At 34.3% G+C, this 14,883-nt stretch carries 8 protein-coding genes; 4 read left to right on the forward strand and 4 right to left on the reverse strand.

Annotation, left to right across the window (positions count from 1 at the left end; all coding sequences use genetic code 11):
- Nucleotides 1-3: 3 nt before the first annotated feature.
- Nucleotides 4-3,732, forward strand: a complete 3,729-nt coding sequence (locus I5M07_RS05120; protein WP_200105115.1) for a metallophosphoesterase — start codon at nt 4-6, stop codon at nt 3,730-3,732.
- Nucleotides 3,733-3,773: 41 nt separating this feature from the next.
- Here I5M07_RS05120 and I5M07_RS05125 read toward each other — a convergent pair whose 3' ends face one another.
- Complete coding sequence (locus I5M07_RS05125; RefSeq protein ID WP_200105116.1) at nt 3,774-4,631, reverse strand: SdiA-regulated domain-containing protein; 858 nt, start codon at nt 4,629-4,631, stop codon at nt 3,774-3,776.
- 8 nt (nt 4,632-4,639) lie between these two features.
- Nucleotides 4,640-5,692, reverse strand: a complete 1,053-nt coding sequence (locus I5M07_RS05130; RefSeq protein WP_200105117.1) for a hypothetical protein — start codon at nt 5,690-5,692, stop codon at nt 4,640-4,642.
- A gap of 220 nt (nt 5,693-5,912) precedes the next feature.
- Between I5M07_RS05130 and I5M07_RS05135 the strand changes: the two genes are divergently transcribed.
- Nucleotides 5,913-10,403 (forward strand): T9SS type B sorting domain-containing protein, encoded by a 4,491-nt coding sequence (locus I5M07_RS05135; RefSeq protein ID WP_200105118.1) that lies wholly within the window; start codon nt 5,913-5,915, stop codon nt 10,401-10,403.
- Nucleotides 10,404-10,482: 79 nt separating this feature from the next.
- Here the strand turns inward: I5M07_RS05135 and typA are convergent, their stop codons facing one another.
- Complete coding sequence (gene typA / locus I5M07_RS05140) at nt 10,483-12,279, reverse strand: translational GTPase TypA (protein WP_200105119.1); 1,797 nt, start codon at nt 12,277-12,279, stop codon at nt 10,483-10,485.
- 170 nt (nt 12,280-12,449) lie between these two features.
- Here typA and I5M07_RS05145 point away from each other — a divergent pair, with 170 nt between their 5' ends.
- Together I5M07_RS05145 and I5M07_RS05150 are read left to right on the forward strand one after the other, a co-directional pair.
- Nucleotides 12,450-14,153 carry a PAS domain-containing sensor histidine kinase gene (locus I5M07_RS05145; protein WP_200105120.1) on the forward strand — a complete coding sequence of 568 codons (1,704 nt, stop codon included), beginning with the start codon at nt 12,450-12,452 and terminating at the stop codon, nt 14,151-14,153.
- A gap of 17 nt (nt 14,154-14,170) precedes the next feature.
- Entirely contained in the window at nt 14,171-14,578 is a 408-nt protein-coding gene (locus tag I5M07_RS05150; RefSeq protein WP_200105121.1) for a response regulator, read from the forward strand.
- 116 nt (nt 14,579-14,694) lie between these two features.
- Here I5M07_RS05150 and I5M07_RS16045 read toward each other — a convergent pair whose 3' ends face one another.
- On the reverse strand, nt 14,695-14,823 hold the full coding sequence (locus I5M07_RS16045; RefSeq protein WP_262894769.1) for a hypothetical protein: 129 nt from the start codon (nt 14,821-14,823) through the stop codon (nt 14,695-14,697).
- Nucleotides 14,824-14,883 lie beyond the last annotated feature (60 nt).

Consider the following 14,883-nt stretch of genomic DNA (forward strand, 5'->3'; position numbering starts at 1 on the left):
ATTATGAAATTGTTTTCGGATATACATTTTGAAACTAAAATTAAAGCAAATCTCTATTTACTGCTTTTTAGCCTCTTACTGACTTCTTGCGCTACACATCAGGAACAATTTGGCAAAAAAGCAAAAGAAACCACCAATATAAACAATGTTGATTCTGCAAAAATTGCGCATACCTTTTATTTAGTAGGAGACGCTGGAAATGCTGACGAACCGCAATCTCAAAAAACACTTTCGCTTTTGCTCGAACGTTTAGAGAAAGCTTCTAAAAACTCGACTTTACTTTTTTTAGGCGATAATATTTATCCCCTTGGATTTACTCATAAAAAAGATTCCTTATCGCAAGTAAAACTCACCAATCAATTACTACTTACCAAAGGTTTTAAAGGAAATACCGTTTTTATTCCGGGTAATCACGATTGGTACAGTGGTTTGAAAGGTTTGGAATTGCAATCGGATTTTGTAACGAATTATTTAGATGATAAAAAATCATTTTCACCTCTAAAAGGGTGCGCTATCGACGATCAAAAACTCAATGATAACCTAACTTTAATAACCATTGATAGCGAATGGTTTTTAGAAGATTGGGACAAACATCCTACAATAAATGACGATTGCGAAATAAAAACGCGAGAAGATTTTTTTGCAGAATTTGAAAGTCTTTTAAATAAAAACCAAGACAAAACCGTTGTTTTGGCCATCCACCATCCTTTGATGACAAACGGTACGCACGGCGGACAATTTTCGGCAGAAAAACAGTTATTTCCTTTTGAAAATAAATTTCCGTTACCGGTTATTGGCTCACTAATTAATTTTCTTCGTGCTACAAGTGGCGCCAGTCCGCAAGATTTGCAAAACAAACAATACACTATTTTTTCTAAACGCATCAAAACGCTTATTGAAGGACAAAAAAACATCATTGTGGTTTCGGGACACGATCACAATTTACAATTTATTCAAAAAGAAAACATCACCCAAATTATTAGTGGTGCCGGTTCTAAATCCGAAGCCGCAAAAGCAGTTGGAAAACACGATTTTTCGTATGGTAGAAATGGTTATGCTGCCCTAAATATCTATGAAAATGGAGTGGTAAAAGTGTCTTTTTATGGAAATGAAAACAATTCCGAAAAATTGCTTTTTGAAAAAACAATTATTCAACCCCAAGACACTATTACTACCACAAAATACAACTCTAACTTTCCGCCAAACACAACAGCTTCGATTTATTCGACTAAAATGACGAAAAAAAGTTTCCTTCATAAATTTTTATTTGGAAAACATTACCGTACTTATTACAGTGTTCCGGTTGAAGCCAAGACAGCCACTTTGGATACACTTTTTGGAGGGGTAACTCCAACTCGCGAAGGCGGAGGACATCAATCCAAATCACTTCGAATAGAAGACCAACAAGGCCGCGAATTTGTGATGCGTGCCATGAAAAAAAGTGCAACTCAATTTTTGCAATCGGTCGCATTCAAAGACCAATACATCGTAGACGATTTTGCTGATACCTACACCGAAGGTTTTTTGTTCGATTTTTACACCACCGCCTATCCTTATGCGCCATTTGCCATTGGAGATATGGCCGAAAAAATTGGAGTAGCGCATACCAATCCGTTTTTATACTACATTCCGAAACAAAATAAATTGGGGCAATACAATTCTAATTTTGGGGATGAATTGTATTTGGTTGAAGAACGTGTAGCCGATAATCAGAAGGAAGTTAAAACATTTGGTAAAACACCTCCTAGCGATATTATTAGTACAATCGACATGATGAAAAACCTTCAAAAAGACGAAAAATACAGTGTTGACCAAACCGAATACATCAAGGCGCGTTTGTTTGACATGCTTATTGGCGATTGGGATAGGCACGACGACCAATGGCGTTGGGCAGAATATAAAAAAGAGGACAAAGTGGTTTATACTCCAATTCCGAGAGACCGCGACCAAGCCTTTCCTAAATTTGACGGCGCTGCTTTTTTAATCATCATGAATATTCCGGCCATTAGACACATGCGCAGTTTTGATAAGGAAATTGACAACATCAAATGGCTCAATCGCGAACCATATCCGCTTGATTTGGCCTTTTTAAAAACAGCTACAAAAGAAGATTGGATTAAACAAGCCGCTTACATAAAAACCCATTTATCGGATCAAGATATAGAAACGGCATTTGCCAATATACCTAAAGAAGTTCAGGACAAAACCTTGCAAACAATCAAACAAAATTTAAAACAACGCAGAGATGATTTAGAAAAATATGCTGCCGAATATTATGCTGTTTTACAACATACTGTTTTGGTGGTGGGTACTAATAAAAAAGACAAGTTTGTAATCCATCACAAATCCAAAAATACGCTTGAAGTGCGTGTTTATCGATTGAAAAAAGAGGGAGAGGAATTTTTATACGCCAAAGAATACCGAAATCCTGCAACCAAAAATTTGTGGGTTTATGGTTTGGATGATGATGATGTTTATGAAGTTATGGGAAAAGAAAAATCGAATATTAAAATTCGTTTGATTGGTGGACAAAACAACGATTCGTATTTGGTTTCGAATGGTAAAAAAGTAAAAATTTACGATTTTAAATCGAAGAAAAATACTTTTGATGTTGATTCTAAAACCACTACCAAACTCAGTGACGATTATACATTGAATTGGTACAATTACGAAAAACCAAAATACAATGTGGTTTCCGGAGTTCCAACAATGGGTTATAATCCCGATGATGGCTTTAAACTTGGTTTCACTTCGAGTTACACCGTTAACCAATACAAACAAAATCCGTTTACTCAAAAACATGTTTTAAAAGGACATTATTATTTTGCAACCGAAGGAGTCGAATTAAATTACAACGGTTATTTCCCAGAAGTACTCGGAAAATGGGGAATTGATGTAGAAGCGCAATTTACAACCCCGAATTTTACCATTAACTTTTTTGGATACGGAAATGATACGCAAAATAACGATGACCAATTTGGAATGAATTATAATCGAGTGCGAATTCAAAAAATAAAAATTGCGCCCGCATTTAAAAAAATTGGCCGTTTTGGAAGCGAAATTAGTATTCAGCCAAAATTTGAACAATACGAAGTAGAACACACCGAAAATAGATATGTAAACCTTCCCGGAATTGTAAACCCAGCCGTGTTTTTAAATCAGTTATTTGGAGGCGTTAAAGTAAAATACAGTTTTATAAATGCCGATATTTTAACCATGCCAACTATGGGAATTAATTTTTCGATTGCGGGAAGTTGGATAAGTAATCTCGATGATAACAAACGTAATTTTCCTGCTTTAGAAGGTAATTTAGGTTTTGCGCACAAATTGGATGCGAACGGAAAATTAGTTTTTGCTACCAATTTTAAAGCCAAAACTATTTTTAACGACAATTATGAGTTTTACCAAGGTGCCACTTTAGGTGGTGATTTTGATTTGAGAGGATACCGAAACGAACGCTTTTTAGGAAACAGTTATTACGCTCAAAGTACCGATTTACGTTGGAATATCGGCAAAATACGCAAAAGTATAATTCCGCTTTCGTATGGACTTTTAGGAGGTTTTGATTACGGAAAAGTTTGGCTTGATGGCGTAGCATCCAACACTTGGCATCATGATTATGGTGGCGGATTGTGGCTGAATGCTATTAATTTTTTAACGGCTCGAGCTACTTATTTTCAGGCGCCTCATGAAAGAGGACGGTTTTCTTTTGGAGTTGGTTTTAGTTTTTAGGAGAAGGTTGCTAAGATGCAAAGTTGCAAAGGTTTTATAAGCTACTTCAAACTAAATTCATAAACCTTACCTCCTATTTTATTGGTTTTTTCATCGGCAATTAAAACGGTTTGGTTGTCTTTGAAAACGATTGCTTCTTTTTGGGAAAAATGTTTTAAATCAATGTCTTTTCGATTTCCATCTAAAAAAGAATCTTGGATAAAATCCTGAAAAAGAATAATTTTATCATGACATAACAACGCCACTTTTTTTTGATTCGGGCTAATGGCTGCGCTGGTTATGGCGCAATGATTGTAATTAGAACAGGTTTTAAAACTGCCCATCAATTTTGCTTTTTGATGCCCCGCTTTATTCGTAATTTTGTATACTAACGATGTGCCATCAAAATTTTTGCTTCGGTTTTTGGTAAACAAATAAAAGTAATTTTGAAATTCGAAAAACCCCTCTACATCGTATACCATTTTTGTTTTTTTAGGAGGAAATTCGGTTTGATCAGCATACGAAAATGAAATTTTATAAACAGAAGTTGCTTTTTCTTTATTCAATTCATTTTTATCAATTTTATAAATACACAAATCGGTTCGGGTATTGTCGTTATTTCCAAAATCGCCTATATAAATATTCCCGTTTTGGTCTTGTGTAATATCTTCCCAATCTACATTTTTTGCATTTTCAACAGGCAACTTTTGCAGCATTTTTCCCTCCGAAGTTAACGCATAAATAGCATTCGCATTGCCGCTATCTTCCAAAGTCCAAAGCAATTTATTTTGCGCATCATACGTAATTCCAGAAACTTCTTTGAGTTTTTTAGGCAACGAAAATTTCGTTTTTAACTCAGACGAATCTTTTTGGCAAGATAACAGGACCAATGCAGCCAATAGGTACAAAATATTTTTCATAGCAATTTTTATAACACATTTGTATTTTTAAAATTACGGGTAATAAATGCAAAAGCAGCTCCCATAATATTTCCCATTGATTGGGCATTTTTAAAATTTACATCGTTGGTATAGCGATACAATTCCATTTTCAACTGGTTCAGGTTTTCTTGAGATGAAATCGTATCGTGCCTCATAATTTGAAGTAATTTACGAATTCGGTTTTCGGCCGAATGAATTCGTTTGGCCATAATGGCACGTTCTTCATCTTTATATTGAAAAATAGAACGTTCTTCTAATTTCTCTTTAATTAAATTAATCATGGGCGCATTTTCTTTAAAAAACTGCGGCCGATATACTTTAAAATTTCCTTCGTAACATTGCTGATCAAAGTCGATCGCTCTAATTTTATACACCACTTGATCAAAATCGTGTATCGGGACAATAACGTAATTATAAGCGCGCATATCGCCCAAAAGCCGAATCATACAACGTTCGTTAAACTTAACAAACTCTTTGGCTATTTGCGATTTTTCCATTTCGGTACAATTTTGCAAAAGTGTTTCCATGAAAACATCACCCGGAATTCCGATAATGTGTTCCTCAATTAAAGTATCTTTATAAACCAAAAAGTTAATTTTATCTGGCGACAAAATTTCTTCAAATTCGAGTCCATAAATACGTGAAGCATCGGCCTTTTTGATGTAAAAATGCACGTAGTTATCGTTTAAAATATTTCTCACTTTTACCCGAAACGGCTTCGAGTTACCAAAAGTACAGTAGTCGATAGCATCTACATTGAGGTATTGAATAATTTCGCTATTTCCATCCGAATGCAAAAGTGAATAAATTTTCTTCAAATTTAAGTCGATTTCATTTCTGTCAAATTCACTATAATAAACCCTAATCCAAAGTGTGTCTTTGTTGTTTTTATCATACACATTGATAGAGCCCGAAAAGCGCAACAAATCATCGTAAAACATCGAAACTTTCGAAGTTCGTTCGTAACGGTCTAGATATTCGGCCAAAGCATCATTTATAGGATACGACGGTTTTTTATAAAACATTAAATTTTCACTCATTCTGCATATAATTTGCCACAAATTTACGGCTTTACGCTTTAATAAAAGCAACATTACCAGCCAACAAAGTTTTATAGTATATTTGTTAGGCGTGTAATCTTTTATAAAACAAAAATTTAGGTTTTTTGAATGCTAAAAATTATTTTTAAAACAAAAGGAACGCAATTTAAATGCTTTACAGAGTAAAAAGAGATTGGTAACGGCAACACATTTGTATAAAATGATAAAAAAAGTACACTTCTTTATATTTTTCCTTTCAATTAGCTGCCTTGCTCAGTTTAGTAAAACCCATTATATTCCACCTTTGGTTTCGGGAAATATAATTGCTGGCGATCATTATTTATACATTTCGACACCCAGTCCCGAGAATGTAAATTTTAAAATTATTGCCAACGGAGGTGCAGTAATTAATGGCACCGTAAGCAGGACTTCGCCCTATTCTTATGAAATTGGAAATGGTGAAAACACGCAATTGTTTACTCCTGACAATAATACCGGAATTATTGCAAACAAAGGATATGTAATTGAATCGGAAGATTTGATTTATGTAAGTGTTCGAGTAAATGCGGGGTTAGGTATTAGAACATACAATCATGCTGGAGGATTGGTTTCGAAAGGAAATAGCGCGCTTGGAACCACTTTTAGATTGGGAGCAATGTTAAATCCGTTGTACGACCAGACTTTACTAAATTTCGCATCGATTTTAGCTACCGAAAATGCAACTAAAGTTACCATTTCTAATTTACCTTCAGGAACCCAAATTTTAAACAGACAACCCGTAACAGGAGATATTGTGATTACCCTGAATAAAAATGAAAGTTACGTAATGGCCCTGCAAAATTATTTAACTGATAATGGTATCTCGAATAGTTCTAAAATGATTGGAGCATTGGTAACTTCGGATAAACCTATCGTGGTGAATTCGGGTTCTTTTGGGGGAAGCAACAGCACCGAAATTGGAAATCAAAACGGAACAAGTGGCCCAATAGGAAGAGACGTTGGTTTTGATCAAATTGTTCCATTAGAAAAAACTGGAAAAGAATACATCTTTGTTAAAGGAGTTGGCACCGACGAATTAGAACGCGTTTTGTTAGTCGCTCACACCAACCAAACTGAAATTTTTATAAATGAAAATACAACCCCTATAACCACACTTAATGCAGGGGAACATATAGCGCTAGATGGAAGTCAATTTAATAATGGTAATTTATACGTTAAAGCAAGTCAAAATGTTTTTGCCTACCAAAGTATAGGAGGTTCCGACGAAACAAGTACACAAAGACCTGCCAATCAAAACATGTTTTTTGTACCGCCGCTCAATTGTTCAACACCTAATACGGTTGACAATATTCCCGAAATACAATCTATCGGCTACACTTCGTTTTCGGGTGTTTTAAATATTGTAACCGAAAAAGGAGCAACTGTTTCGCTTAATGATAATTTGATTACCACAACTCCCATTCCGATTATTGGAAATGATGCTTTTGTGCGCTACACGATCTCAAACTTGTATGGTAATATAGCCGTAAACTCTACCAAACAAGTGTATGTTTCGTATTTTGGAACCAATGGAGCGGCAACTTATGGCGGTTATTATTCGGGTTTTGACTTGAAACCAGAAATTGTAACCAGTAAAATTACGCTAACAAATTCGGCTTGTATTCCGAATGTCAATTTAAAAATCAACACTTTATCTTCGTATGACACTTTTCAATGGTACAAAGATGATCAGTTAATTGTAGGAGCAACCAACAACAATTACAGTCCAACTGTGCCTGGATTTTATCACGTAATTGGAAGTATTTCGGGCTGCTTGAGCGATCAATATTCAGATAAAATTCCGGTTTGCGACTGTCCAATTAACAACGATAATGATGCAGCAAATGACAACATCGATATCGATTATGATAACGACGGAATTCCCAATTGCACCGAATCGTATGGAGATAAAGCGGTTAATACTTCAAATCCAAATAATGGTTCAATCTCATCGGGAAATTATACGAATGATTTTAGCGGAATAATTTCGACTTCTACTGCTCCCACTCCGACCCCATTTGTTGGAAATTCAGACGGCAGTTTTGTTACCCAAATTGAAGCCGGAAAGGGAGCTTTTGTTTCGTATGAAACCCTTTTTAGACATCCTATAAATCTGAAACTAGAATATGTAAGTTCTGCAAACACAACCGATTTATTAAATCCCAACTCAGAATATCGTATTAATTCCGATATTGACAAGACCGTGACGGTTTTAAATCCTACAGGGCAACTACTAATTGATACCAATTATGATGGAATTTATGAAAGCGGTGTAACCGAATTTTCTTCTTTTGAAATCAGATTTCGACTTAACGGAAATGTACCCCTTCCTGCTGGAACTGGAACATTTTCATTTCAATCTTATCAAACCAAATCTTTCAAAATTACCCATAAAAATTTACTGGATGAGCTCGGCAATAACGCATCTTTTAAACTGATAGCCACTTGTATTCCTAAAGATAGCGATGGCGATGGTGTTCCGGATCAATTGGATTTGGATTCGGACAACGATGGAATTCCTGATGTAATCGAAAATCAGTCCACTCCGATTGCCTTATCTAATCAAGATGCTAACAAAAACGGACTTGATGATGTTTTTGAAACTACAACCAATTTACTGGATACCGATTTAGATGGAATTCCTAATTATTTGGATTTGGATAGTGATAATGACGGAATTTACGATTTGGAAGAATCGGGTAGTAATGGACCTGATAGTAACAATAACGGAATTATCGAAGGATTAGTCGTTGGTTTGAATGGTTTAGCAGATATTTTAGAAAACAATCCTGACAGTGGAATTTTACATTATGTTATTTTAGAATCTGATTCGGATGGAAAATTGAATTTTACCGAATTAGACAGTGATAATGATGGTTGCAATGATGTTATCGAGGCGGGTTTTACCGATTCTGATTCTGACGGAATTGTAGGCCCAATCCCTACAACCGTAAATGCATACGGACTCGTAACGAGTAGAGCAGATGGTTATACAACGCCAAACATCAATTACAAAAGTGCTAATCCTGTTATTATAACACTCCAACCTCAAAGCCAAACAGTATGCGAATTGCAAACGGCTGTTCTAACAATCGACTCTAATGCGGATACTTTTCAATGGCAATTTTCAACAGATGGAGGCGTATTTTGGACCAATCTTTTGGATGGTGACGTCTATTCGGGCGCACAAACTAAATCACTTCAAATAAAAGCCAATACAGCCTCCATAACCTATCAATACCGAGTTATTATACATAAAAATAATACTATTTGTGAGGTTGTTTCCAGCACAGCAACACTAAATATCTTAACCTTACCCATTTTAACTTCTCCAATTACCATTATACAATGCGACGATGATACAGATGGTATTACTACTTTTAATTTAACCGAAAAAAACAATGCCATCTCTGCTCATTATACAGATGAAGTTTTCACTTATTTTACTTCCGGAGCAGGAGCTATTTCAAACGATAATAACCAAAAAATCACCAATCCGATTGCATTTACAACGGGCAACACTAGCGTTTGGTCAAGAGTCGAAAACACGAATGGGTGTATCAGCATTGCCGAATTACAATTAATTGTCTCTACTACTCAAATCCCCTCCTCATTTCAAAAAACACTAGAAAATTGCGATGATTTCGTGAATGCTAATGAAAATGATTACGACGGAATTGCCTCATTTGACCTAACCGAAATTTCAAATGACATTTTTAATCTTTTACCTTCTGCTTCTTCTAACTATTCGATTACATTTTACACAAACGAAACAGATGCTTTAGCCGAAACAAACTACATTGCAAACCCTACAAATTACAGAAATACAATACCCAATCAACAGCTTATCTGGGTTCGAATTGATAGTAATTTAGATAATTCTTGCTTTGGATTAGGAACGTATTTAAAACTACAAGTAAATCCAAAACCCAACATTAATACCAATGATGATTCGAGTAACGACGAATTAGTTTGTTCGAATCTGCCTGAGTTTTTTAAAACCCTAAATGCCGGTATTATCGACAATTCTCCTATTGAAAATTATACCTTTATCTGGTCAAAAGATGGCCACATTTTACCAAATGAAAATAATTACACTTTAGAAGTAAACGAAGAAGGTGTTTATTCGGTTGTAGTTACTACGGCAAAAGGTTGCGATAGAACTAGAAATATTATTGTAACGGCTTCTGACATTGCCCTTTTAAATTCGGTTACAATATCCGATTTATCCGATTCGAATTCCGTAACTGCGAATGTTTCTGGACAAGGTGATTACCAATATAGCATTGATTTACCAAACGGTCCGTTTCAAGACTCAAATACGTTTGAAAATGTCCCGCCAGGTATTCATGAATTGTATGTAAATGATAAAAATGGCTGTGGAGCTATTCATCAAACCATTGCGGTTCTCGGAATTCCAAAATATTTCACTCCAAACAATGATGGATTTAATGATTATTGGAACATTAAAGGAATAATCGAAAATAAAAGCAATGCTACGAAAATTTTCATTTACGATCGTTATGGCAAATTACTGAAACAAATTTTAGCCTCTAACCAAGGTTGGGATGGTACCTTTTTAGGAAACCCAATGCCTGCTGATGACTATTGGTACACCATCACGCTAGAAGATGGACGCAATTTGAAAGGTCATTTTAGCTTAAAGCGATAAGCAATTCCAAAAAAGAATCCCAAACTCCTCACGAAACTTTCGGGAGAAATTTGGGATTTTTGATATTGAAATCGTACTATTAAATTTTATATCTTTTTCTGTCTGTTTCAGACAAATAGATTTTTCTCAAACGAAGTGATTTCGGAGTAACTTCAACATATTCATCTTTTTGAATGTACTCTAAAGCTTCTTCTAAAGAAAATTTGATAGCAGGAATAATTCGTGCTTTATCATCAGCTCCTGATGAACGAACGTTAGAAAGTTTTTTGGTTTTCGTAACGTTAACTGTCATATCATCACTACGTGTATTTTCTCCAATAACTTGACCTTCGTAAATATCTTCGTTCGGATCTACAAAGAATTTACCACGATCTTGTAATTTATCGATAGAATATGGAATTGCTTTACCGTTTTCCATAGAAATCAAAGAACCGTTGTTACGTCCTGGAATTTCACCTTTATAAGGCTCATATCCAATAAAACGGTGCGACATAATCGCTTCACCCGCTGTTGCTGTTAACAATTGATTTCGTAAACCAATAATTCCACGAGACGGAATATTAAATTTAACAATCATACGATCTCCTTTACCTTCCATAGAAAGCATTTCTCCCTTACGAACAGAAACAAATTCTACAGCACGTCCAGATAAATTTTCTGGCAAGTCAATCGTTAATTCTTCAATTGGCTCACATTTAACACCATCAACTTCTTTGATGATAACTTGTGGCTGACCAATTTGAAGTTCGTACCCTTCTCTTCTCATGGTTTCAATAAGAACAGACAAGTGTAATACACCACGTCCAAAAACCATAAATTTATCAGCAGAATCCGTTTCGCCCACTTTCATGGCTAAGTTTTTTTCAAGCTCTTTTGTCAATCTATCTCTAATATGGCGGGAAGTTACAAATTTACCTTCTTTACCAAAGAATGGCGAATCGTTAATGGTAAACAACATACTCATTGTTGGCTCATCAATTGCAATGGTTTGTAAAGCCTCAGGATTTTCAAAATCAGCAATAGTATCTCCAATTTCGAAACCTTCAACTCCTACAATAGCACAAATATCTCCCGCAACAACTTCTTCAACTTTTCTACGACCTAAACCTTCAAAAGTATGTAATTCTTTTATTCTAGATTTGATTACTTTTCCATCTCTTTTTACTAAAGAAATTGGCATTCCTTCTTTTAAAACACCTCTTTCTAAACGACCGATAGCGATACGTCCTGTAAAAGAGGAAAAATCTAAAGAGGTAATCAACATTTGTGGAGTACCTTCCGAAACTTTAGGTGCTGGAACATTAGCAATAACCATGTCCAATAATGGCTCGATGTTTTCGGTTTGATTTTTCCAATCATCAGACATCCAGTTATTTTTAGCTGAACCGTAAACCGTTGGGAAATCCAATTGTTCTTCAGTAGCACCTAATTCGAACATTAAATCGAATACTTTTTCATGAACTTCCTCAGGAGTACAGTTCTCTTTGTCTACTTTATTAATAACCACACAAGGCTTTAACCCCAAATCAATTGCTTTTTGCAATACAAAACGCGTTTGTGGCATCGGACCTTCAAAGGCATCTACTAAAAGACAAACACCATCAGCCATGTTCAAAACACGTTCTACTTCTCCACCAAAATCGGCGTGTCCAGGAGTATCAATAATATTGATTTTTGTTCCTTTGTATGATACGGATACATTTTTTGAAGTAATGGTAATACCTCTTTCACGTTCTAAGTCGTTATTATCAAGGATCAAATCACCTGTGTTTTCGTTTTCACGAAATAACTGACAGTGATACATAATTTTATCAACCAAAGTGGTTTTACCGTGATCGACGTGAGCAATAATAGCAATGTTTCTAATAGATTCCATCTGTTCTTTTTAATGGCTGCAAAGGTACACTTTATTTTGATAAAAAAAACGATTCTAAAATAGTTTACAATCAGGTAACTATTTCAATATAAAAACTTAGGACAATGTTGGGCTTGAAATAGGAAAAATTTAAATATTAAATTATTAAGTTAATTATTTATATTTGGGTAATGAAAAATAAAACTACTCAAATTATTTTAGTATATCTAGTTATTTCATTGTTCTTGGCCATTGTTTGCCACAAATTCCTAGTATCTAATTATTCTGATTTAGATTACCTTCATTTTAGCTTTTTAAAAGACCTTACGTTTATTGTTTTAATTGGTTTTTTGTTCAAATACATCTTGGTTAAAAACGAACAAATCAATAAAAATAATCTTAATGATTTAAAAAAAATCAATCAGCAAATTAACGAATCGAACGAAAAATACAATATAGTAGCAAAAGCAACCAGCGATACTATTTGGGATTGGAAAATACAAGAAGATACAATTATTTGGAATAAAGGTATTCATAACGTTTTTGGATATAAAAAAACAGACGTAGGCAACTCGTCCAAATGGTGGTTTAATAATATCCATCCCGAAGATAGTATTAAAATGTCTGTCAAATTATATGCATTTTTAGAGCAAAAAACAGAAAAATGGCAGGATCAATACCGTTTTAGATGTGCTGATGGAACCTACAAATATGTATTGGACAGAGGTTTTTTATTAAAAGATAAAAACGGAAAAGCCATACGAATGATTGGTGCTTTACAAGACATTACCAATCAAAAAGAGGAAGAGCAGCGTTTAAAATTGTTAGAAACCGTCATCACACAAGCCAAAGATGCCGTAGTTATCACCAAACCGGGAGATAAAAACAATCCTTTTTTGACCATCATTTACATTAATCCGGCATTTACCACCATGACGGGTTATGAAGCTAAGGATATTTTAGGAAAATCTCCAATTCTTTTTAAAGGACCACAAACAGATGAAAAAGAGGTTAAAAGGTTAATCGGTGAAATAAAAAACCAAAGAGAATGTTTTACTGAGTTGCTTAGTTACAAAAAAAATGGTGATATTTATTGGGTACAATTTTCAATGATTCCAATTTTTGATAACGAAAAGAAATTATCGCACTGGGTTTCTATACAACGTGATATTACAGAAGTTAAAAAAGCCGAAAAAGAAAAAGAACAACTTATCCGTGAATTGACTCAAAACAACAAAGATTTAAAGCAATTTTCTTATATCACTTCGCATAATTTAAGAGCACCATTATCCAATTTAACCGGTTTATTAAATTTAATCGATGATATTGAAATTACAGATAATGAACTTTCGGAAATTTTAGACGGATTTAAAAAGTCAACACAGCTTTTAAGCGAAACCATTAATGATTTGGTCAAGGTAATTGTCATTAAAGACAACCCTTCAGTTCAAAAAGAAACAATTGTTTTAAAAGATGCCTTTTCAAATGTTTTATCCCAATTAAATTTTCAAATTCAAAAAAGTAAAACTTTAATCAACCTTGAGTTTGATTCCTATTTAACTCTTAAAACCAATAAATCGTATTTAGAGAGCATTATACTAAATTTAGTCACCAATTCCATTAAATACAAAAAGGAAGAAACACCATTGGAAATTGAAATTACAGCCATAAGAGAAAACGATAAGACAATTATTCATTTTAAAGATAACGGAATAGGAATTGATTTAAGCACCAACCAAGATAAAATATTTGGTTTATACCAAAGATTTCATAATTTTCCTGACAGCAAAGGACTTGGTTTATATCTTGTAAAATCACAAGTAGAGACAATGGGTGGGACAATTACAATTAACAGCGAAGTAAATGTTGGTACCGAATTTACAATTACGCTATAAAACAATTTTAAATTAAGATGTTTGAAACCATATTATGCATTGATGATGATCCCATAGCGTTAATGTTATGCAAAAAAGTTATTGCAAAATTTAATTTTTCTAACACGGTTATTACCGCTCAAAATGGGCAAGAAGCATTGTCACTTTTTGATAATTACCTAACTGATTCAACTCATAATAAAATGCCAAACCTAATTTTCTTAGATTTGAATATGCCTGTTATGAATGGCTGGGAATTCCTAGAGCAATTTAGCCTAGTCAATTACAAGGTTTTTAGTACAATCCCAATAATAGTACTTTCCTCAACAATTGACCCTGAAGACATCAGCAAGTCAAAAAAATACCCTAACGTAATTGAATTTCTATCAAAACCCATTACAACAGAAATTTTAAGCTACTTAGACACAAAACTCAAAACATTGTAACAAGTTCCTGAAATAATTCCCAAGTTTTGTTCTTGATCCAAATATTCTACGATTAATTCAGGAAGGATAAGTTTTAAGAGTTCTATGTAATTTTCCAAAGAGTATTTATTTGATGGCTAAGTTAGGAAATCTTCTATTCCTCCCCAACTTTTAGGATTGATCCCCTTTTTTCGCATTACTAAAGTGCTGCAATAAATTGCAGGTTTTAAACCCGAATCTGAGACCAATAAAAAACCCTGTTTCATACGAAACAGGGTTTTAGAAGAATCTGAAATGATTTCAGATTAAAGAAAGGCGACGACATA

Source organism: Flavobacterium agrisoli (genome assembly GCF_016522065.1).
Classification (GTDB): domain Bacteria; phylum Bacteroidota; class Bacteroidia; order Flavobacteriales; family Flavobacteriaceae; genus Flavobacterium; species Flavobacterium agrisoli.